This window comes from Candidatus Saccharibacteria bacterium oral taxon 488 (assembly GCA_013099195.1).
In the GTDB taxonomy this organism is placed as follows: domain Bacteria; phylum Patescibacteriota; class Saccharimonadia; order Saccharimonadales; family Saccharimonadaceae; genus Nanosynbacter.
In genome coordinates, this window is sequence record CP039999.1 from 477,902 (window position 1) to 500,060 (window position 22,159).

Consider the following 22,159-nt stretch of genomic DNA (forward strand, 5'->3'; position numbering starts at 1 on the left):
GCATTTATTTGGATTTATTCGCAAACTACTCAGCGCGAGCTGGCCAAACGTGCGAATGATGCTTAAAGACGTTTTTATAGCCGCCAGTACCGTTTTGCATCCAGTCGCTAATCCGAGCAACCGTACGGCTACTGAGCTTCGTCGCTGCAATGACGTCAGCGTATTTTTCGCCTTTTGATAACATTTTGGCAGCTTGTAGGCGCGCGCCAACTTCAATAATCTCCTTCTGAGTCATGACATCGCGAAGAAACGCCCGCATTTCATTAGGGTCACTTATACTAGCAAGAACATCCGCCAGCTGACGCGACTGTTCATCTTTCCAAATATCGTTCTTACCATTCATATTTTTAGTTTACCAAAGTAAAGTAAAAATATCAATAGCCTTCGTGTCATCGACTAAAAACTGGCATTTTGCTCTCATCTCGCTTATACTTAAATCATGAAAACTTGGCAAGATGTTGCTTCTTTGTATCAGATTTATCCGCGTAGTTTTCGGGATACCAATGGCGATGGGATTGGCGATTTGAATGGCATTACCGAGAAGCTGGATTATTTGGCGTGGCTGGGCGTTGACGGGATTTGGATTTCACCGTTTTTTACCTCGCCGCTGACTGATTTTGGCTATGATATCGCTGACTACCGAGCGATTGATCCGACATTTGGCGGGCTGGATGATTTTCGGGCGCTATTAGAAAAAGCTCATATCCTCGATATCAAAGTCATGATCGATCTCGTTCCCTGCCACACGTCTGATCAACATTCGTGGTTTCAGGAAGCGCGGTCATCGCGCGACAATCCCAAGCGTGATTATTATGTCTGGCGTGACGGGCGGGACGGCAATGAGCCAAATAATTGGCGAAGTTTATCTGGCGGCAGTTCATGGGAGTTTGATGAGCAAACCGGTCAATTTTATCTCCATTCATTCCTGAAGACACAGCCGGATTTGAATTGGGATAATCCTGCGGTTCGGAACGAGATAAAAAACGTGGTGCGATTTTGGTTTGATATGGGCGTGGACGGCATGCGAGTTGACGCGATTTGGGGCATTTCTAAAGATCCGGAATTTGGCAATGATTCGCCAAATCCTGATTTTTCTGGCGACCCAAAAGCTTACGGTGCGTTCATCCACGACCACTGTAAAATGGGGCCGCATTTTCAAGAATACCTGCGTGAGCTGGCGGCGGTTTGTGATGAATATGACGATAAGCAGATGGTGTTTGAATTTTATCCGGACGAGAAGTTGGGCGATATTTACCAGCAGTACCGCCAAGTGCTGACCGCCCATCCAAAGGCGTCGGCATTTTTCATGGAGTATCGCCAGGACGAGTGGCATGCGGAGCATACCGGGCAGAAGATTGAGAATTATCTGCGAGCGGCAGGTTCGGCCAAACCGTTTTTCTGCGTTGGCAATCACGATCAGCCGCGCATTGCCTCGCGGCTCGGGGCGGAACGAGCGCGGGCTTTGCACTTTCTCAATCTGCTCACACCGGGTATTAGCGTAATGTACTATGGTGATGAGATTGGCATGACCAATGGCGAGCTGACCGCTGATGACATTCAGGATAATTTCAGTCCCGCCAATTCCGCCATCGACAGCCGCGACCTGGAGCGCACGCCGATGCAATGGGACGATACGCAGTTCGCTGGATTCTCAAGCGTACAACCGTGGCTGCCCGTTCACGCCAACGCCACCAAAACCAATGTCCTAACGCAGGCCATGCACCCTGACTCACTTCTGCATCTACACCGACGACTGCTTCACCTGCGGCGGAGTATGCCAGTGTTGCAGCGCGGCACGCTCGAAGTGATTAACACCGGTAATGGATTTGTCCTCGGTATCAAACGAGAGCTAGGCAGCGAGCGGGCTTGTATTTATATTAATTTCGCTGACCAAGACCAAACGATTCACCCACTCGAGCCAGTGACAATACAAGCCGCTACGTCAAGTCAACCTGTCGCACACAACACTGACAGCCAAACCATCGTCATCGCGCGCTACGGCGGACTGCTCATGAAGCCAGCACTACACTAATACAGCGGCGCCCACGACGCAACATACCTATTGAGTCCATTCGGACCGAGCCGGCCTGCACCCATTTAACTCAGCCTTACCGGCGACTGGCACCCAGCCGATATAGAATAGCAACTTATCAAGCTCATCGCCACTACCCTCAAACTAAGGCTGCAGTACCCCATATTCACTTATCTCCTTCTTATAATAAGCGCACCTTTGGATAGTTATTATCACCGAGCATACCGGTGTCCATAATCTCCAGTCCGATCTGCGTTCCGTCAGGATGTACCGCAAAAAACTCTGTCTCTAGGTGCGCTGGACCACTCAACATTCGCACGTATTGATCATCGATTGGCAGACGATGGACTATTGATTGCTTTACCTGACCACTCTCGCGTTCACGCACTACCCAGCCAATATGGAATGGCGGCTCAGCCCGCAACACGGAATAATGCCGCCAGCCAACGAGCCCTGGCGCATGAAACAGAAATGAAAAGCGGCCCGGTAGTAGTTCGTCTGTCTCGCCATTCGTCGTCACCGTCAGCGCTGGATCTATCAGCGACGGATCAATATCACGCCGGCAGTGCCACGGATGTGTCTCCTGCATACTGTCTCGGCGAAAACCGCCCAACATAAACATCAGCGGCCGCATCGCTACGTCCGCTATTTTCGTCCACATAGGTAGAGGCTCGGGGCGAAGAGCTGAGTGATTGTGGTTGTCTCGCTGCTTCTCCATCATCACCTCACTGGTGTTAGTCACTTATCTCCTTACGGAAGTAAGTGAGGTGCGCACCCCCATAACTACGATTGTCCACCACAACAATTCCGTTCTGAATTGGCACCTCACCTATTCCTGAGTGTGATAATACCATATGTCCACCCGGTTTGAGAAGTCCCATCAGTCGTGAAACTGTGGAAAACTGCGGGTTGTGGTATGGTGGATCGACAAAAATAATATCAAACTCCTCTGTTACGCTCATGCTTTCTAGCCAATTTGCTACCGTTGTTTTTATTACAATAGAGTTTTCACTGGCGCCCACGGTGCTAATATTTTCAGCAATCACACGCTGGGCGACGCGGTCTCGCTCCACGAAAACCACCGACTCAGCACCGCGACTGAGCGCCTCCAAGCCAATCGCGCCAGAGCCCGCAAAAGCATCCAGTACCCGCGCGCCGCGAACCATTTCGCCCAATGAATTAAACATGGCTGAGCGCACTCGCTCGCCCATGGGATGCGTCGTCGAGCCTGGCGGCGCCTGGATGAATCGCCCGCCAAATTTACCAGCGATGAGCTTAACGCGCACGCTGTTCCTCAGCCAGCCACACTGCGCTCAGCCAACCCAACACCACCGCACGAATGATCAGCGGCATTAGTTGACGATTGGTCTGTCGCGCAAGCTCCGTTGTCCAGCCAGTCTTGGCGAACTTTTCATACATAGCCATATCCGCCACCTCACGAACGCAGCCGAGATAAAACGCCCGAAAGCCCGCTCGGCGCACGTCCTCAATGTCGTGCTGCTGCGGCAGGCCAGCGGCAAATCGTTGGTAGGCCACTACGCTAGCGACACCCGCCTCGAATGCCAGATGCATAGTCATTACGCCCTTTGCACCCCAAAATTCCCAGTTATTGCGCAGGGCTTTTAGCACCGTTTCGCCCGGCATGAGACTCTTTTTGATCAGCGAATTACGGGTCTCCATACCCTCACCGCGCAGCTGAGCCAATTTCTCCTCCAGCGGAAAATGGTGTGGCGGCGTCAAGCCATCAGTGATCGCATGCGCCATCCATGCTGCCTCAAATGCTGCTCGCTCACAGTTATCAGCACTGAGTGCCGCTGCCAGATTAGTAATGTGTTGATCAATCATCTCGAGGAGCGCCACATCATTCGGATCATGCGGGTCAATGAAGTGCCACGGCTCATCAACGGCCGGACTTTTCCGCTTGATACCATCGGGGCCATTATTACCCTCGAAATGCAAAATCTGCCTGCTCGACGGAAAGTTGCACCACGACGGCAACAGCTGCACGATGTGTCGCCGCGCGACCCGATCAATTTTTTGATGAACACCCATCAGATTGCCTGACTTGGTGTGAAATGTGGTTCCTGAATACATACTTATCTCACTAATTTAGCGTGGTTAATCGCTGATAGCGACTGACGGCACGCGCCAGATGGTTATATTGTAACAAATCCCGCCCCTCTTTGACAAAGCGCTCGGCCTCCGTTTGCGCACGGGCAATCAGCGGCGTGTCGCTCAGTGAGGCAATTTTTAGGTTTAATGCGCCATGCTGCGCTCGGCCGTAAATCTCGCCGGGGCCGCGCAGTTTCAGGTCAACTTCCGCCAAGTAAAAGCCGTCTTGAGACTTCTCAATTTCCCTGAGGCGCCGGCTTGGCTTGTCGTGACCTGACAGCATCAAATGACAAAAACTCTGGTGCTGGCCGCGCCCAACCCGCCCGCGCAGCTGATGAAGCTGGCTGAGGCCAAAATGATCAGCATTTTCGATGAGCATGACCGTGGCGTTCGGTACATCAACACCGACTTCCACCACCGTGGTGCTCACCAGCATGTCCAGCTCGCCGTCGGCAAACTGCTGCATGACCGCCGCTTTTTCCTCCGGCGGCAGTTTACCGTGCAGCAATCCGACGCGGCGATGACGAAACATCGTTTTTGCTAATTTGTGATATTCCGCCTCGACCGACTTTTTGTCATTGTCAGGATTGTCGTCAATTAATGGGCAAATGACGTAGGCTTGGCGGCCTTTGGCAATTTCTGCATCGATAGTTTCGTAGAGTTTTGGCGCCGAGGCTGGCGACCAAATTTTCGTTTCAATCGGCTGGCGCCCAGCTGGCAGCTCGTCCAAAATCGAGATGTCCAGTTCACTGTACAAGGTCAACGCCAAGCTCCGCGGGATCGGCGTAGCAGTCATACTGAGTAGATGTGGCATGTAATCTGCCTTTTGCAGCAAGGCTTGCCGCTGCTTGACGCCGAATCGATGCTGCTCGTCAATCACCACAAACCCCAGTTTATGGTACGTCACTTTTTCCTGAATCAGCGCGTGGGTACCAACCACCACATTGATGTTGCCATTTGCTAAATTATCCAGCAGTTGCCGACGCGCCGCGCCCTTGACATGCCCTGTCAGCAGCGCCACCGACACGCCAAATGGCGACAATAGTTCATCCAGCGTCTTGGCGTGCTGAGTCGCCAAAATCTCTGTCGGCGCCATGATGGCCGTCTGAAAACCAGCCTGCGCCACCTCTGCCGCCACCAGCCCAGCGACCACGGTTTTACCCGAGCCGACATCGCCCTGCAACAAGCGGTTCATCGGATGTTCCGACTCCAAATCTTGCAAGATCTGCCAGGCGGCGCGGCGCTGCGCGTTGGTCAACAGAAACGGCAATTGCTCAACAAATTGCTTAACAACCGGCTGATTGAACGGGATGCGCCAGCCGGTCAACTTGGTTTGCTCTTGCTTGTTAAATTGCGCTGCCAAAATCATTTCAAACAACTCTTCAAACGCCAGCCGCTCACGACCGCGGGTAATCTCCTGATGATTGTTTGGCGCATGGAGGAACTTAACAGCTTCCGCACGGCTGACTAATTTTTGCCGCCGGACGATGTACTCCGGCAGCGTCTCGGGCAAAAATTCCATGATGGGGCGGAGGTTTTTCAGCACATCCTGCACGGTTTTGGGGCGAAGGTTTTTGATGGATTTATAGACCGGATGAATGCCCGACGCGTGCTGGGCGTCGAATGTATCGGTTTGTTTGGCGAGTTCGACGGATGGATTGCTGATCTGATAGCTGTTATATTGCATGCCGAACTGGCCGGAGAACATAAACTCGGCATCCAACTTTAGCTGGGATTCGCGGTATGGTTGATTGAACCAGACGGCCTTGACCTTGCCAGAATCATCAGCCAGCACCGCCGTGGTAATCCTCAGGCCTCGGCGAACAATCCGCGTCGAAATCGACTCGCAGCGCGCCCGCACCGTCACTTTGCCCGGCTGGAGATCGGCGATGCTGACCGCCGCCGAATAATCATCATACGCCCTCGGCAAAAAATCCAAGGCGTCCGCCACCGTCTCTAGACCCGCCGCCGCCAGCGCCTGGGCGGTTTTGGGACCGACGCCTTTGATGTGTGCGAGGGGGGTGGTTAGTTTCATCTAGGAAACGGCGTTGATACCTTCCAGCGCGTAGGCGGTGTCTTCCCAGCCCTTCACCTCAATCGAGTCAACACCCATTTGCTTAACTGGAAAATCATTACCGCCTTCCTGTAGCTTGTCACCAAAGAATAGTGCCTCTTCCTTTGACCAGCCGTTCAGCTCGAGCAGCTTACCAATGCCATAGGCTTTATCAATTCCTGGCAGCGTAATGTCAGTACTGGTCGTACCACCAATCCTAACTTCGAGATTTGGCAGTTTCGCCGCCACCTTGTCACGATATACCGGACGGACATCTTTATACTTTTCTGCCCAGGCATATTTATCCTCTGGAGTTGCCTGTTGTCCCAGCGCCGACATGGTAATCTGGCTGTGGCGATCCTCGATAATCTCACCCGCAGGATTATCACACCAAATACCCATCTCCCTGGCAACCTCCTCCAGTACCGCAGTTATCTGAGTTTTTTGCTCATCAGACAGATCGTTCGCGTACTGAACCTTCCACTCACCATCAGCAGCGTCAAATCGATAATACCTCGTACCGCATGTCGGCATTGCATGGAATTTTTGGAGTAGCTCAGGCCGAACATCAAGTCGATCAATCACTTGCTTTTTAATCTGGTGGAATGTGCCGCCCGTGATGACACACATCTCATAGTTTTCAAGCAACCGACCAAGGATATCCGCCATACGATCGCTAATTGGTGACTTGGTAATGGCTAGTGTATCATCCAGATCAAACCCGATAATTTTTTTCATTATTCCTCTCCTTCCATATTTTCTGCAACTAGAATAAACGTATTTTTACCTTTTTTCAACAAAGATTGACTGTTGATGGCTTGGTCATTAGCCAGTCTTTCGCCGTTGAGGCTGATGGCACCAGATTTGAGGAGGCGCCTGGCCTCGCCGTTGGAGCTGACTGCGCCAGAGACCACCAACGCTTCAATGACGCCGACACCGACATCAACACGTGGAATTTCTTTGGCCAGGGTGTCCAAATCATCGTCCGACAGTTGCCGAAAATCGCCGCCGCCAAACAACACTTCAGTCACCCGCTCCACTGATTCGCGCCGATTGACGCCGTGGACGATGTCGGTGACTTCGCGCGCCAAGACTTTCTGGGCTGAGCGTGCACCCGGATTGACCGCGTGGTTTTCAGCGATGGCCTCAATGGTATCACGATCAAGCATGGTGAAAATCTTCATGTACTCGATGGCGCTTTCGTCATCAACGTTCAGCCAAAATTGATAGAACTTGTACACGCTGGTTTTGGTTTCGTCCAGCCACACGGCGCCGCCTTCGGATTTGCCAAATTTGCGCCCAGTTGATTTGTTGATGAGCAGTGGTGCAGTCATAGCGTAAACTTCGGCGTTTTCTTTTTTGCGGATCAATTCCACGCCTGAGAGCAAATTACCCCATTGGTCGGAGCCGCCGATTTGCAAATTGACACCGTGATGCTTGAACAGATGCCAAAAATCATAGCCCTGCAGCAACGTGTAGGTAAATTCAGCAAAACTCAGCCCCTTGCCGTTAGCGATACGTGCCTTAAAAAATTCCCGCGTCGTTAACTCTGCCATATTAAAATTCTTGCCAATATCACGGAGGAATGGAATCAGTTCCAGGTTGCCCAGCCAGTCCGCATTGTCCACCAAGGTAAAATCGCGGCCCGCAAAAATTTGCGACACTTGCGCTTTCAAGGCTCGTTTATTGTGCTCAATTTCTGCATAAGAAAGCAAGTTCCGCTCCTCAGTATCGCGCATATCGCCAATCATGCCCGTGCCGCCACCAACCAGCAAGAACACCTTGTGGCCGCGCTCCAAAAAATGCCGCACCATCATGTAGACCGCGAGATGCCCGACATGCAAACTGTCCGCCGACGGATCTGTGCCTAAGTAGAGCGTAAAATTTCCCGAATCAATACGCTCATTATCGGTGAATGTCGCTTGATTCCAAAACCCGCGCCACTTTAGCTCCTCTGATAATTGCATATTCCTCCTTTTCTGGTTATTAGTATAGCAATTTTATGATTGAAGCGAAACATAGGCGTGATATAATGATAGTGTGAACAAGAAACCCTCAGATAAGCAGTCGGACGCCAGCGCCAAACCAGCGCCGTCACGTCCGCATCCAAAGCCGGCAAAACGGCTGAGTGTCTACGCAAACTTGGCGAACAAGCGTCGGCTCAAGAAGGATAAGCGCTCCCGCGAAAAAGCAGAGTATCTGGCGAGTTTGCCAAAGCACCCCGTCAAGCGGTTCTTTTACCGCCTCCACCCCAAGCGCGTCTTTCGCTATTGGTTCTCCAAGCGCGGCGGCCTGATGGCGCTAAAAATTCTCGGTGTCGCCATCGTTGTGATGATTATTCTGATCGGCGGCCTGTTCGCTTACTTCCGCAAAGATCTCGACAAGATCCGCCCGGGCGAACTCGCCAAGCGTGTCCAGACAACGGTCACCAAGTATTATGACCGCAATGGCGAGCTCCTGTGGGAAGATAAGGGTACCGATAATTATAAGCTGGTGGTCGAGGCCGACAAGATTAGTGATTACCTCAAGAAAGCGACCATTGCCATTGAGGATCGTGATTTCTATAAGCATCACGGTATCAGTATTAGTGGCCTGACCCGCGCTATGTTTAGTACAGCATCAGGTCGACAAGTTCAGGGTGGCTCGACATTGACACAACAGCTCGTCAAGCAAGTTTTCTTTGCCGAGGATGCCGACAAACGCGGCCTCAGCGGTATTCCACGCAAAATCAAGGAAATTATCCTGGCAATTGAAGTTGAACGCATGTACAACAAGGATCAGATTCTCGCGCTCTACCTCAACCAAGCGCCATATGGCGGTCGGCGTAACGGCGCAGAGTCGGCCGCTCAGACGTACTTTGGTAAATCCGCCAAGGATCTCACCTTGGCTGAAGCAGCCCTGCTGGCTTCAATTCCGCAAAACCCGAGTACATTTAATCCGTACAACATCACTGGGCGCAAGATGCTCCTGTCACGCCAGCATACAACACTAGACTACATGCTGGAACAAGGCTATATCACCGAAGCGCAGGCCAAAGAGGCCAAGCAGTATCCAATTCTTGACAAGATCAAGCCCGAAACCGAACAGCTAGCCGGCCTCAAGGCACCGCATTTCGTGCTCATGGTGCGCAATCAACTGGAGCGTGAACTTGGCAAGGCGGTCGTTGGCCGCGGTGGACTAACCGTCAAGACGACACTGGACTGGAAGATCCAAGAAAAACTCGAGACAGAGATGAAAGCTTTCTTCGACTCAGGTCGCCCGGGCCGCGTGAGCATCAGTAACGGCGCAGCAACCGTTGAAGATGTACAGACTGGACAGATTGTCGCCCTCGTTGGTAGTCGTGATTTCAATTATGCTGGCTTTGGGCAGGATAATGCCGCCACCGCCTTTATCCAGCCGGGCTCAACCATCAAGGCTTTCGACTATGCCAAACTGTTTGAGAATCGCGGCAGTAATCAGCAAAATTATGGTTCGGGCTCAATCCTCAGCGACGAGAACATTGACAAGATTTATGGCGCCAAGCTGAACAACTGGGATCGACGATTTATGGGAAGTATTTCTATTCGCCGCTCGCTAGCGCTTTCCCGTAATATCCCAGCGGTCAAGGCAATGTATATCGCAGGCAACGGCTCGCCAAAACCAACTGTTGACTATATTCACAACATGGGTAATACCAATTATTGCCAGCAAGAAGAAGCGGCCGGCGGCTACGGACTGTCAGCAGCCATTGGCGCCTGCGGTACGAAGCAGACCGAACTGGTGAATGCTTACGGCACCTTTGCCCGCATGGGTGTCGCCAAGCCAAGCACCAACGTCCTCGAGGTAACCAACAGCCAGGGCGATACATTAAAGAAATGGAAAGATGAGAGCAAACAGGCAACCGACCCGCAAGTCGCCTACATCATCAATGATATCTTGGGTGACGCGGACGCGGCGCGTGACTTGCACGGTTACGGCGCGATGAATGTGCCTGGCGTTAGAACCGCTGCCAAGACTGGTACCACCGACAAAAACGGCCACGCCAAGGATGTCTGGATCGTTAACTATAGTCCGGCGCTAGCCATGGGTATGTGGCTCGGTAATTCCGACACCAGCACCATCAACACCCCGAACTCGGCCTTTGGTATGCCGGTGGTGCGTAACGTCATGTCATTTGCTCACAACGAAGTCTATGCCAAACAGGGCAAATGGAAGCCAAATGATTGGTTCAAGCGACCAAATGGTATCCAACAGCAAGGCAAAGAGCTCTATCCATCGTGGTGGAATAAAAAACAGGGCGAGACTACTGAAAAGATTAAGTTTGACCGTGTCTCCAAGAAAAAGGCGACAAATTGTACACCAGCTGACGCCATCGAGGAAATTGAGGTCACCAAGACCATTGACCCGCTCACTAAGAAACCATCATACTCAGCGCCTGAAGGTTACGACGCCAACGCTGATGACGATAAGCACAAATGTGACGATGCCAAGCCAAGTGTCAGCCTATCGCTTTCTGGCTCTGGCTCCAACCGCACCATCACCGCCCGCGCCACCAACGGCACATTTCCGCTCACTTCAATTGACATCCTCGTTGATGGTCGCAGTGTCAAAAGCGAGTCAATCTCCGGTAGTGGCGGTAGTGTTTCGGTCGGTGTCCAAGTTGATAAACCAGGTCGGCACATTATCCAAGCAGTCGCCCGCGACGAAGGCTACTATACTGCATCAGATAGCGGTAGCTTCTCGGTAGGTAGCAGCTCAAGCTCCGACTAATCCGCCCCTCTTTCCCCCGTGACACATAAAAACCAGACCGCTTTAGTCTGGTTTTACTCTTTCTTAACCTTAGCGATTATTGCTCATTAACCATCCGGATCAAGTCAGCCTCGCGCTGCGACTGAGTCTTGGAGCGAGTCGAACGGTGACTTTGAGCTGCGGCGCGTGGGGCATCAGGCTTCGTTGCTTTGCTGGTTTGCGACCGACGACCGGTGGAGCGCTGCTTGGATTGTTTGGGAGTGGCTTGGACTGGTGAATGCTGCACCGCTTCTTTCGCTTCTTTTGGCTCGGCACAAACTTTCGCAAACATCATCTTGCCAGCATCGGTTTGTAGACTGCGGATGATTTCAATGCGCTTTTTCTGGCCCAGGAACTTTTTGGCCTGCTCGACCACCACCATAGTGCCATCATGCAAGTAGCCGACAGCCTGATGAGAATCTTGACCTTTTTGCGTCAATTCCAGCACCAGCTCGTCACCAGGCAGATAGCTCATGCGCAAACTCTTGGCCAGTTCATTGATGTTGAGGATCTGAATGCCTTCAACTTGCGCCACCTTGTTCAGGTTGTAATCCAGCGTCAGAATGGCAGCATTCATTTCCTTGGCGAGTTGCAGCAAGCGGTTATCAACGCCCTCAGGAATGTGCGTTGCGTCATCAAGTAGCGTAAACGAGCTGCCCAACACATCTTTTAACTCCTTCATAGCATCCATGCCGAAACGGGCACGCTCACGCTTGGCGTGATCAGCACCGTCCGCTAGCAGTTGCAGTTCTATCAGCACACTCCGCGGCACAATAATCTGCCCCAACAAGAAACCGGTCTTTGCTAGATCAACCACCCGGCCGTCCATCAGTACCGACGTGTCAACCAAAATCGGCATTTGGGTACTACTGCCTGCGTGCCGCCGCGGCTTGACCAATAGATATATCTCTGCCATGATGGCCAGCAGCATGATAATGATGATAAGTTCAATTGTTTTTTCCATACTAATTTCCTTTTATCTAATAATGTTATTGTAAATAGTCGATCAGTGCCTGGCGTAAATCGCCGACACCGCACACAAATGCGTCCTTGTGGGTTTTTGGTGCGATGGCGTAGGTAAAGCCAAGTTTCTTGGCCTCTTTGAGGCGGGCGTGCCAGCCTTGAGCCGAGCGCACTTCGCCGCCTAAGCCTACTTCGCCAAACACCACCGCTTCATCACTGAGCTTGCGACCAGCTGACGCTGAGGCGATGGCCATAGCGACTGCTAAGTCCGCCGCTGGGTCACTCAGTTTCAAGCCGCCAACCACGTTGATGTAAATATCTTTGTCGGAGAGGTTGAGCTTGGTGCGTTTTTCCAGCACCGCCACCAATAGATTCAAGCGGTTGAGATCAAAACCGCTGGCTGCGCGCTTAGGATAACCGAAATTCGTTGGGTTGACCAGCGCCTGAATTTCCACCAGCAGCGGCCGCGCCCCCTCCATAGTGGCCAGGACGATTGAGCCGTCGAGATTCTGCCGCTCCGCCAACAAACTAGCCGATGGATTAGCCACAATCCGTAAGCCATCCTCATGCATCTCAAAAATTGCCGCCTCATTGGTCGAGCCATAGCGATTTTTCTGCGCCCGCATCACGCGAAAACCACCATAGCGATCGCCCTCAAAATTCAGCACCACATCGACCAAATGTTCCAGGACTTTCGGCCCAGCAATTGAACCTTCTTTGGTGACGTGGCCGACCAAAATCACTGCGGTATTCGAGGCTTTGGCGGCGCGAATGATGACGTTGGATGAGTTAGTGATTTGACTAACTGAACCTGGCGCTGAGGCAATTTCTGCGAGCGACAATGTTTGTATGGAATCGACGATCACCAGATTGTACTGGCCAGTCTGAATGGAGGCGGCGATGTCCTCGGCGCTGTTACTAGACGCCAGCTGCAGGCTCTCTGAATCAACCGCGCCCAACCGCTCAGCCCGCAGCTTGACCTGTGATACCGATTCCTCACCGCTGACATACAGCACTTGTTTCTGCTGAGCGATAAACGCCGCGACTTGTGCTAGCAGGGTACTTTTACCAATCCCCGGCTGCCCTGCCACCAGCACCACGCCGCCCGGCAGAAAGCCGCCGCCGAGTACCACATCAAGATCGGCGATGCCGGTTGCCAGCCGCGCCTGTTTTGCCTCGGCAGCCGCTTCGCTGAGCTTGAGCGTAGTCAGCGCTTTACCTCTGCCGCTACTGCGTGCCACTGCCGAGGCGCCAGTATCAACTGGTAGTTGTTCAACCAACGAATTCCACTCGCCACAATTGTCACACTTGCCGACCCACTTTGGATAGCTGGCGCCGCACTGCTGGCAAATGAATTGTGATTTTGCTCGTGCCATTATTTAACCGCCTTTTGGCTATCGAGGCTTTGATTGAGCTGATCAATCTTGCGCCCCAATGCGTTTAATTTTTCAACATCAGTGTTATAGGCATCGACCTTACCCTCGATAGTCTGCCGCTCACGACGAAGCGCCAGGCCGCGCTGGCTCAGCCGGGTTCGCTCAGCCTGAAACTCGGCTTGCGTCTGAAAACCACCCGTCGTCGCCTGCTGGTTAAATGCTGCTACGTCTTGATTATAGGCACTAACGCGTGCACTGTACGACGTCGTCAGCTGCTCAATTTCGCGCTTTCGTTTGGCGAGACTGGCCGCCAGCGCGTCGGCCTCGGCCTCGGCACTGGTGAACTTTTGATTATACTGAGCATGCAATTTTAGTAGCGCCGCTCGATTACTAAAATACTCGGCATAATGCGCCTCCAGCTCCGACCCGAGATCAGCAAACTCTGTACCCAAAATCGAATGCAGCTCATTGGCGCGCGTACCCGGCTGAGCACGCTCATAGTACGCCATCCGCTCCTCCAGCTTTTTAGTCTTGACCTTGGTATAAGCCGCCTCTAGCAGCTCGCCCAGCCGTCGGTGCTGCTCCGCCGAATAGCGCGACCACGCCACGTGCAGCATTTCGTGAGCCGCCGTCACTTCTTTGATACCGTCTAGCTCCGCGTTCCGCACGTTATAAATGTGAATGGTCTCTTTGGCGTGGGCGTAACAGCCAACGATCGGGCTGGCCTGTTCGACACGACGGCAATCTTGATTAAACTGCGTAGCGTTTTCTAGTCGCGGCTGGGCGAGATAAAAGCTAAATTTAGCCTTATCAGTCATCGTTGCCCGCTGTGCCAGCGTCGCTATGTCCTGGCTCGGCTGATATTGCCAGACCCGGACATGATCCAGCACCAGCTGGCGATTGAGCACCAGCCAGCTACCGCCGGCGACCAGCCCCAGAAACACCACGACACCGAGGAGATTACGCAGCCGTAACATTGATCACTACCTCACGATTTTTTGTAGTCGCTACCAAGACCACACCAGGACGCGCTTGATCAGACAACAAAACGTCACTGAGCGGATCAGCCAACATTGTCTGAATCGTCTGCCTGAGCACCCGCGCACCACGCTGCTCATCGAAACCGTTGTCTATGATACAACGTTTAGCGCTTGGCGTAATCACCAGCGTCATCTGCTGCGCCTGCACTGCTTCTTTAAGCTCACTCACGAGATTATCAAAAATCTTACCCACCACCGGCCGAGTCAAACTCTTGAAATGTACCACCGCATCAAACCGCCCAATGAGCTCCGGCCGCAGTAGCTCTTCCAGCTCACGACGCGCCGCCCGAGCATTGCGCTCATTCACATCGTCCGCCCGTGAAGTATCGCCTCCATGCGAGCCAAAGCCCAGCTCACCGTCGCGCACCATCGCCTCGGCGCCAACATTGCTGGTCAAGATCACGATGGTCTGTTGAAAACTCACCGACCGACCGCGCGAATCGCTGAGCTTGCCGTCTTCTAAAATTTGCAGTAGCAAGTTCAGTACATCCGGATGCGCCTTTTCGATCTCGTCAAACAACACCACGCTGTACGGCTGCCGGCGAACCTTGTCGGTCAACTTGCCGCCATCATCATAGCCGACATAACCAGCCGGCGCGCCAATCAGCTGACTGGCCGTATGCCGCTCCGAAAACTCACTCATGTCGATCTTGATCAAACTATTGTCGCCGCCAAACACTTCCCGTGCCAGTACGCGAGCCAGCTCCGTCTTGCCCACACCAGTCGGCCCGAGGAAAATGAACGACCCAAGTGGCCCCGACCGCCGACTCAGCCCAGCTCGCGCCCGGCGAATGGTTCGCGCCAAGGTCGCCACGGCCTTCTCTTGACCAAGCACCGACCGGCCCAGCCGCTGCTCCAGCGCCACCAGATCTTTACGCTCATTCACCGTCACTTTTTCCGCTGGCACGCCAGCCATCGCCGCCACCGCTCGCCGCACGTCATCCTCGGTCAGTCCCGGTAATGCTGGATTGTCAGCCGGCAGCTGCTCGGCCTGCTGCTCCAGTTGTTTGATGCGAACCTTTAGTTCAGCTGCACGCTGATATTGCTCAGCTTCGACCGCCGCATCGAGCTTGCCCACTAGTTGTTTGATCCGCCGCGCCAGCTGTTGCTGTTTGGTTGGCTTGGCTGGCCGCCGCGTACTAACCAGTGCCGCCGCCTCATCAAGTACGTCAATCGCCTTGTCCGGCAAATGACGCTCCGTCACGTAGCGCTGGCTGAGGGCCACACTCAGCTCAATCATCTCATCAGAAATCTGCAGTCGATGATGCGTCGCCAACCGGCCCGCTAGCGCCCGCACCATGGCTACTGCCGCCTGCTCATCCGGCTCCGCCACCGTCACCGCCTGAAACCGCCGACTGAGGGCCGCATCTTTTTCGATGTGCTTGCGGTACTCGTCAAACGTCGTCGCGCCGATCACTCGCACTTCGCCGCGCGCCAACGCTGGCTTTAGGACGTTCGCCGCATCCATCGACCCCTCGGCCGAGCCAGCGCCGACCAGTAGATGCAGCTCATCAATGAACAACATGATCTCCTGATGATTACGCGCTGCGGCCACAACTTTTTGTAAGCGCTCCTCAAACTGACCACGAAACTTTGTACCGGCGACCATGGCCGTCAGATCGAGCTGAATCAGCCGCTTGCCGACTAAAAACTCTGGCACCGTCCCCGCCGCAATGCGCTGCGCCAGGCCCTCGACCACTGCAGTTTTACCGACACCCGGCTCGCCGATCAGCGCTGGATTGTTTTTACCGCGCCGCCCGAGCACCGTGATCAGCCGCTCCGTCTCGGCTTCCCGACCAACCACCGGATCGAGCAGTCCGCTCCGCGCGCGCTCGGTCATGTCAACTCCGTACTGGTCAAGCAGCTTGAGATCGGCCGACCGACGAGTATGCGGCGCCGTACCTTCCTTCGACTCATCCTGCATCGCCTCCAGCTGCTGCCGATCAAATACGTCCTCCAATGTACCGCGCAGCTCCTCCAGATCTACATTCATATCGCTGAGCAACTTCGTCGCCCGAGCCTTGTGCTGCAGCAGCATGCTATAGACGATGTGCTCAGTACCGATGCGCTCCTGTCCAAACTCCGTCGCTAGCTGCCAAGCCGTCCGTATCGTCTCCAGCACCTCGGCGTTCATCCCTTTGTGAACAACCACCACCACGAACGACTGCGCCGTTAAGCCCAGCGCTAGCTCCGCCCGATCCAAGGTTACGCCATTCTCCGCCAAAATCTTTGCGCCCAGCGATGAGTTTTGCGCCAGTACGCCGAGTAGCACATGCTCAGTGCCGACATACGGACTGCCGCTATTATGCGCCAGCAGCCCGGCGCGCTCTAAACTGGCCCTAGCGGTATCAGTCAGCCGAGATTCCAACTCGGAAAAATCTTCCGGCATATCGCCCTCCTTTCGTTTTCGGCGATTATCAGGAAGCAGCCTATTCCGCCACCTCCTCAACTACGCTCATCAAACTATCCTCAATGTTCTTACGAGGTTTTGTTTCAGGCTTAGCAGTCGCCTTTGCCTCGATGTCTAGTTCATAGCCAGTCAGCCGACTTGCCAAGCGAACATTCTGCCCAGCCCGGCCGATAGCCACTGATTGCTGATCCTCGCTGACATAGACGGTTGCTCGCTTTTCATCTTCATTAACCGTCACGCTCAGTACTTCTGCTGGGCTCATGGCATTCGCGATAAAACCAGCTGTATCCTCCTCGAACGGAATGATGTCAATTTTTTCCTGCTCGCCAATTTCGTTCATCACCGCCTGAACACGTGTACCGTGACCACCGACAAACGTACCGACTGGGTCAACACCCGGCAGTGCTGATGCCACCGCCAATTTGGTGCGGCGACCAGCCTCGCGGGCAATCGCTTTGATCTCCACGGCGCCCGTTTCCATCTCTGGTACTTCCTGGCTGAACAAGAACCGCACAAATTCTTCATTGCCGCGGCTCAAGATCAACTGCGGACCGCGACCTTCGCGCTCGATGTCCTTGATGTACACTTTGACGCGGCGGCCAACACCGTAGTATTCGCCAGGGATTTGCTCAGACTGCGGCATGATGCCGACGGCCTTGCCCAACTCAATTCGCACCACGCGCGGCTCAACCCGCTGAATCGTACCGGTCACCACCGTGCCGATTTTATCCTCAAATTCTGCCAGCACTACCTCGCGCTCCGCCTCGCGCAGCCGCTGCAAAATCACCTGCTTGGCGGTTTGGGCTGCCACGCGGCCAAACGTCGTCACGTTGTGGGTCTCGACCGTCACTTCACTACCCAGCTCAGCTGCCGGGTCAACCGCCTTGGCTTCGTCCAGGCTCATTTGATTGACGTCATTTTCAACTTCTTCAACCACCGTTTTAACGACTGACACCACAGCCGTGCCGCTATTGATGTTTAGGCTAGCACGCACCAACTGCTCGCGCGTACCGTTATCACGACGCCACGCTGCCGCGATGGCCTGCTCGATTACCTCTAGAACGGTTTCCTCTGGCAGGTTCTTTTCCTCGGCAATCGTCCGCACAGCCAACGTCAATTGCTTGATATTCAAATCTTCCATATTAGCTCCTTTACGCTATATTATTATACTACGTTTCATTGCAAACGCCCAAGAGACGAAAAACTCCGACCTGTTGGCCGGATATGTCAGTAGTGTAGCATATCCAGCCGGGCGACGTCAAGTTTAGTCATCTCATTTACCCATGTCAGTCTGCGAATGGGTATGCGTGTCTAACGGAGGTAGTGACTCATAGCCATTCACAATCTTGACAAAAAGCATTGACATTTTCTACTAATAGTGATATACATATATCAGCCTTTTGACAACTTACCGTAAGTTTTGTCAACTGCGCTTCGCTGCCCTGGGTCGGATACCTACGGTGGCTTGAGGCGCGGAACGGCCGCACCTCAACAAGTGGAAAGGATGTCTCTATGTTGACAGGACTGACTATTATCATCGCCATAGTGATCGTTCTGGGCGTCGTGATGATCGTGACCTCAGAGGGAGAAAGTCTGCCTCTGACCAACGGCATGATGTTCGCCACCTTCGGGGCGACTGCACTATTCTGGATCGCCAGAGTAACGACCCCATACCTCCGCAAAGACGCGGGCCTTCTGTGGCTGTACAAGCCCATCTCTACCTTGCCCGAATGGGTGGGGTACGTCGGGCTCGCGGTCACCGCGGGCCTTCTGATTCTGAGTGTCGTTTTCTTGGTGGACGATTTCGTCCACCTTCCCCGACGACGGAAAGGAGGTAATTACTGAGAGGTGCGGGGCGGGATTGATACGATTTTTCGTATCTCCCGCCCCACTCACATCACTGAACTTATGTTATAGAACTTATGACATCGCTGGCTGCTGAAGGTAGTGACCAACGTCCGCCACCAGCTCGACCAGGCGGTTGGAGTACCCCCACTCATTATCGTACCAGACCATGATTTTCACCATATTGCCACCAACGACCTTGGTCAGCGGCAGGTCAACGATGCCAGAATGTGAATTACCGATAAAGTCGCGGCTGACCAGCGGCTCTTCACTGACACCCAAGATCCCTTGATAGAAACTATCAGCGGCAGCTTTCTTGAACACCTCATTTACCTGCTCGACCGTCACGTCGCGCCGCAGCAAGGCCGTCACGTCACTGAGCGACACCACCGGTGTCGGCACGCGCACACTGAGGCCGTCGAACTTGCCAGTTAGCTGCGGCAGGGTTTTCGTCACGGCGATGGCCGCGCCGGTCGTTGTCGGCACGATGTTCTCGGCCGCGTTGCGACCCTCGCGAAGGTCCTTGGCAGGCGCGTCCTGCAGGCGCTGGCTGGCGGTGTAGCTATGCACCGTCGTCAGCATTGACTTTTCCACGCCAAATTCTGCGTCTAGGACAGCCATCACCGCACCCAAGCTATTAGTCGTACAGCTGGCATTAGAGATGATCGGCGTCGCGCCCTTGATCTTGCTGTCATTCGTGCCGAGCACAATGGTATCAACGCCGTCGGATTTGGTCGGCCCGCTGATGACCACACGTTTAGCGCCGGCAGTCAAGTGTTTGCTCGCGCCATCTTTATCAGTAAACAATCCGGTCGATTCGATCACCACGTCAACATTCATCTCGCCCCATGGCAAGTTCGTTGGATCTTTTTCCGCCAGCACTTTGACAGGTTTTCCGTCGACGATGAGTTCATCCTCTGTAACATCAACCTGCCGACCGTACTCACCATAATTACTGTCATGCTTGAGTAGGTACGCTAGCGTCTTAGTATCCGTCAAATCATTAATCGCCACAATTTCCAAATCGCTGCGCTCCCGAGCAATCTTAAAGGCACTGCGCCCGATCCGCCCGAAACCATTAATCGCTATTTTCGTTATCGCCATACAAGTATCCCTCCCGAGTAGCATTAGCTTTTTACTAATTATACTACAAAGTTGTATAATGAAACTATGACGTGCGAGGAACTACTACACCTAGCAACGCCGCAGTACGATGAAGTGCCGGTACTGGTGTTAGATAGCGCCATTGACTACGCTACCAAAAAACACGCTGGGCAAAAACGCAAAAGCGGCGAACCGTACATCACGCACCCGCTGGCAGTGGCTGGGATTTTAGTGGAATGGGGCATGGATATCGACACGGTGATCGCTGGCGTGCTGCATGACACAGTCGAGGATACCGATGCGACGTTGGATGAGCTGGAAAGTTTGTTTGGCCGCGACATTGCCTTTCTGGTTGATGGCGTGACCAAAGTTTCGCAGGCACGCGCTGGTATGCGCAGCCTTGATAGCTATTTGCCGCACACCAAGGACAACCTCGCCAAACTGATGATCGCGGTCGGCGAGGACATCCGAGTGATTATTATCAAGCTGGCGGATCGACTACATAATATGCGCACGCTCCAGCATATGCCGCGCGACAAGCAGAAGAAAATCGCCCGCGAAACGATCGAGGTGTTTGCGCCCCTGGCGGATCGACTGAATATGGGGCGCGTCCGCGTACAATTAGAAGAGCTTAGTTTCCGATTCTTGATGCCCAAGGATTTTCAGCGCACTAAGAGCCTGATGGATAGCCGCCTAAAGAAAAGCCAGCGCAAACTCGCCAAAGTCCGCCGCGACGTTACGGCGCGCCTCCAGAATGAGAGTCTGCAATTTGAGATGGACGGCCGGGTGAAAAGCGTATATAGCCTGTTCAAGAAGCTCGACCGCGTTGGTGATATTGATAAGATTTACGACCTGATCGCCCTGCGGATCATCGTTGATGATTTAGCGACCGGCTACCTGGTGCTGGGCGTGCTGCACGAAATGTACCAGCCATTTTACGAGCGCATCAAAGATTACGTTGCCAACCCTAAGCCAAACGGCTACCAAAGTCTGCACACAACAGTGCAAACGCCGACCGGACAAATTGTCGAATTCCAAATTCGTACCCAAGACATGCATGAATACGCCGAGCGTGGTTTGGCAGCCAGCTTTCATTATAACGAACAAAAGATGTCCGATGCCTACCGCCAGGGGCGAATCGCCGCGCTGCCGACGGATTTGGCATGGATTCGTGACCTGCAGGAAACGGCGGCCCGGGCCCGCGAGGGCAAGGCCTTTAATTCAGAAAAATTCCGCATGAAGCTGTTTGAGGATCGAATCTTCGTCTATTCGCCCAAAGGTGATATTTATGATCTGCCCCGCGGCGCCTTCCCGCTGGATTATGCCTACCGCATTCACTCCGACATCGCAGCGCACGCCAGCGGTTTTAAGGTCAATGGCGTTATGAAGCCGTTCACTTATGAATTACAACACGGCGACGTCGTCGAAGTCTTAACCAGCAAATCCGCCAAACCCAAACCAGCCTGGCGTGACATGGTCATCACGCCGCATGCCAAAACTAAGTTGCGCATGCAGCTGTCAAAAAGCGGCGGCGTGCTAGCACATCTAACCGGCTTAACTGACGGCGTTTCGTCGCTGTTTCGACGGTAAGCAAAACACTCACGCCTCATCCCAGAAGCTGCAGCAGACACGACACCTCCTTCGCCAGAGACTGTGAAGCGTTCGTGAGTAACGGACGTTTCAGCCGAACGCTCGCGAGAAATCTCCAGTGGAGATTTGAGCGAAGAGTGTGCTCTGGCGGAGGACGGTGGAGTGGCTGCTGCGGTTCGTTTTCCAGCCGTCTCCTCCAAGTCGAGTACATCCGGCAACGCCGTCCGCAGAACTATCGACTTGTCGGAGAGACTGACGGTCACACTGCAACAAACACGCATACCCGATTCTCGGTAAGACGCGATATCGCTTTGCTTTACAAGTTAGTTTGTATTACGCCTGCTCGTTCCAGCGCTCAATCGCCGCCGCCACAACCTGCTTGGCAGTATCAACGCCGGCAAATTCTTTGACAATGGTCGAGCCTGGCTTTTTCAGATCCTTGTAGTGATTAAAATGGAATTCAATTTGCTTAATCAGCTGCGCCGGCAGATCCTCCAGCGACTGAATGGCGTTACCATTGTGGCGATCGTCGCTCGGCACCGCGATAATTTTATCATCGACCTCATCGTCATCGACAAACTTCATCACGCCAAGGATTCGCGCCTCGACCACCAACCCAGTCGTCAGCGGCGTGTCAGTCACCAACAGTACATCCAGCTCATCGCCGTCTTCATCCAATGTCTGCGGGATGAAACCATAATTAGTTGGCTTGGCAAAAATCGCTGGATCAACCCGGTCCAGCCGCATAACACCGACGTTCCGATCCCATTCAATTTTATGATTTGACCCAGCCGGAATCTCCACGACAACGGTAACTTCGCCGTCCTGATAGTTTCCCGGGGTTAATACTTGGTTAAAGTCTGCCAT

At 53.5% G+C, this 22,159-nt stretch carries 18 protein-coding genes; 4 read left to right on the plus strand and 14 right to left on the minus strand.

Annotated features, from left to right (window positions below; translation table 11 throughout):
- Positions 1 to 25 precede the first annotated feature (25 nt).
- The gene (locus FBF28_02555) at positions 26 to 343 is read right to left on the minus strand and encodes a TrpR YerC/YecD (protein ID QJU08433.1); all 318 of its coding nucleotides are present in this window, start codon (positions 341 to 343) and stop codon (positions 26 to 28) included.
- A gap of 96 nt (positions 344 to 439) precedes the next feature.
- Here FBF28_02555 and FBF28_02560 point away from each other — a divergent pair, with 96 nt between their 5' ends.
- A complete protein-coding gene (locus FBF28_02560) occupies positions 440 to 2,032 on the plus strand; it encodes an alpha-amylase (protein ID QJU08434.1) in 1,593 nt (530 codons plus the stop codon).
- Positions 2,033 to 2,213: 181 nt separating this feature from the next.
- Here the strand turns inward: FBF28_02560 and FBF28_02565 are convergent, their stop codons facing one another.
- From FBF28_02565 to FBF28_02590, 6 genes are read right to left on the minus strand one after another with little or no spacing between them, the layout of a single operon-like run.
- On the minus strand, positions 2,214 to 2,774 hold the full coding sequence (locus FBF28_02565; protein ID QJU08435.1) for a hypothetical protein: 561 nt from the start codon (positions 2,772 to 2,774) through the stop codon (positions 2,214 to 2,216).
- A complete protein-coding gene (rsmD, locus tag FBF28_02570) occupies positions 2,767 to 3,330 on the minus strand; it encodes a 16S rRNA (guanine(966)-N(2))-methyltransferase RsmD (protein QJU08436.1) in 564 nt (187 codons plus the stop codon). Before rsmD ends, FBF28_02565 begins: the two co-directional genes overlap by 8 nt.
- A complete protein-coding gene (locus FBF28_02575; GenBank protein ID QJU08437.1) occupies positions 3,308 to 4,126 on the minus strand; it encodes a hypothetical protein in 819 nt (272 codons plus the stop codon). Before FBF28_02575 ends, rsmD begins: the two co-directional genes overlap by 23 nt.
- Before the next feature lie 10 nt (positions 4,127 to 4,136).
- Positions 4,137 to 6,179: an ATP-dependent DNA helicase RecG gene (gene recG / locus FBF28_02580; GenBank protein QJU08438.1), complete on the minus strand. Its 2,043-nt coding sequence runs from the start codon at positions 6,177 to 6,179 to the stop codon at positions 4,137 to 4,139.
- Complete coding sequence (locus FBF28_02585; GenBank protein ID QJU08439.1) at positions 6,180 to 6,935, minus strand: HAD-IIB family hydrolase; 756 nt, start codon at positions 6,933 to 6,935, stop codon at positions 6,180 to 6,182.
- A complete protein-coding gene (locus FBF28_02590; protein ID QJU08440.1) occupies positions 6,935 to 8,164 on the minus strand; it encodes a tyrosine--tRNA ligase in 1,230 nt (409 codons plus the stop codon). The genes FBF28_02585 and FBF28_02590 overlap by 1 nt, the downstream gene beginning before the upstream one ends.
- A 73-nt stretch (positions 8,165 to 8,237) precedes the next feature.
- Here FBF28_02590 and FBF28_02595 point away from each other — a divergent pair, with 73 nt between their 5' ends.
- A complete protein-coding gene (locus tag FBF28_02595) occupies positions 8,238 to 10,946 on the plus strand; it encodes a penicillin-binding protein (protein QJU08441.1) in 2,709 nt (902 codons plus the stop codon).
- A gap of 76 nt (positions 10,947 to 11,022) precedes the next feature.
- Here FBF28_02595 and FBF28_02600 read toward each other — a convergent pair whose 3' ends face one another.
- From FBF28_02600 to nusA, 5 genes are read right to left on the minus strand one after another with little or no spacing between them, the layout of a single operon-like run.
- A complete protein-coding gene (locus tag FBF28_02600) occupies positions 11,023 to 11,928 on the minus strand; it encodes a hypothetical protein (protein ID QJU08442.1) in 906 nt (301 codons plus the stop codon).
- A gap of 25 nt (positions 11,929 to 11,953) precedes the next feature.
- A complete protein-coding gene (radA, locus tag FBF28_02605; GenBank protein QJU08443.1) occupies positions 11,954 to 13,303 on the minus strand; it encodes a DNA repair protein RadA in 1,350 nt (449 codons plus the stop codon).
- Positions 13,303 to 14,280 (minus strand): hypothetical protein, encoded by a 978-nt coding sequence (locus FBF28_02610; GenBank protein QJU08444.1) that lies wholly within the window; start codon positions 14,278 to 14,280, stop codon positions 13,303 to 13,305. Before FBF28_02610 ends, radA begins: the two co-directional genes overlap by 1 nt.
- The gene (locus FBF28_02615) at positions 14,264 to 16,732 is read right to left on the minus strand and encodes an ATP-dependent Clp protease ATP-binding subunit (protein QJU08445.1); all 2,469 of its coding nucleotides are present in this window, start codon (positions 16,730 to 16,732) and stop codon (positions 14,264 to 14,266) included. The genes FBF28_02610 and FBF28_02615 overlap by 17 nt, the downstream gene beginning before the upstream one ends.
- A gap of 40 nt (positions 16,733 to 16,772) precedes the next feature.
- Positions 16,773 to 17,894 (minus strand): transcription termination/antitermination protein NusA, encoded by a 1,122-nt coding sequence (nusA, locus tag FBF28_02620; GenBank protein QJU08446.1) that lies wholly within the window; start codon positions 17,892 to 17,894, stop codon positions 16,773 to 16,775.
- Between the two features lie 371 nt (positions 17,895 to 18,265).
- Here nusA and FBF28_02625 point away from each other — a divergent pair, with 371 nt between their 5' ends.
- Positions 18,266 to 18,598, plus strand: coding sequence for a hypothetical protein (locus FBF28_02625; protein ID QJU08447.1), 333 nt, complete (start codon positions 18,266 to 18,268; stop codon positions 18,596 to 18,598).
- Positions 18,599 to 18,673: 75 nt separating this feature from the next.
- On the opposite strand, the gene gap is transcribed toward FBF28_02625, so the two are convergent.
- The gene (gap, locus tag FBF28_02630; protein QJU08448.1) at positions 18,674 to 19,702 is read right to left on the minus strand and encodes a type I glyceraldehyde-3-phosphate dehydrogenase; all 1,029 of its coding nucleotides are present in this window, start codon (positions 19,700 to 19,702) and stop codon (positions 18,674 to 18,676) included.
- A 66-nt stretch (positions 19,703 to 19,768) separates the two neighbouring features.
- Between gap and FBF28_02635 the strand changes: the two genes are divergently transcribed.
- The gene (locus FBF28_02635; protein QJU08449.1) at positions 19,769 to 21,292 is read left to right on the plus strand and encodes a bifunctional (p)ppGpp synthetase/guanosine-3',5'-bis(diphosphate) 3'-pyrophosphohydrolase; all 1,524 of its coding nucleotides are present in this window, start codon (positions 19,769 to 19,771) and stop codon (positions 21,290 to 21,292) included.
- Between the two features lie 333 nt (positions 21,293 to 21,625).
- On the opposite strand, the gene FBF28_02640 is transcribed toward FBF28_02635, so the two are convergent.
- On the minus strand, positions 21,626 to 22,159 hold the full coding sequence (locus FBF28_02640) for an inorganic diphosphatase (GenBank protein ID QJU08450.1): 534 nt from the start codon (positions 22,157 to 22,159) through the stop codon (positions 21,626 to 21,628).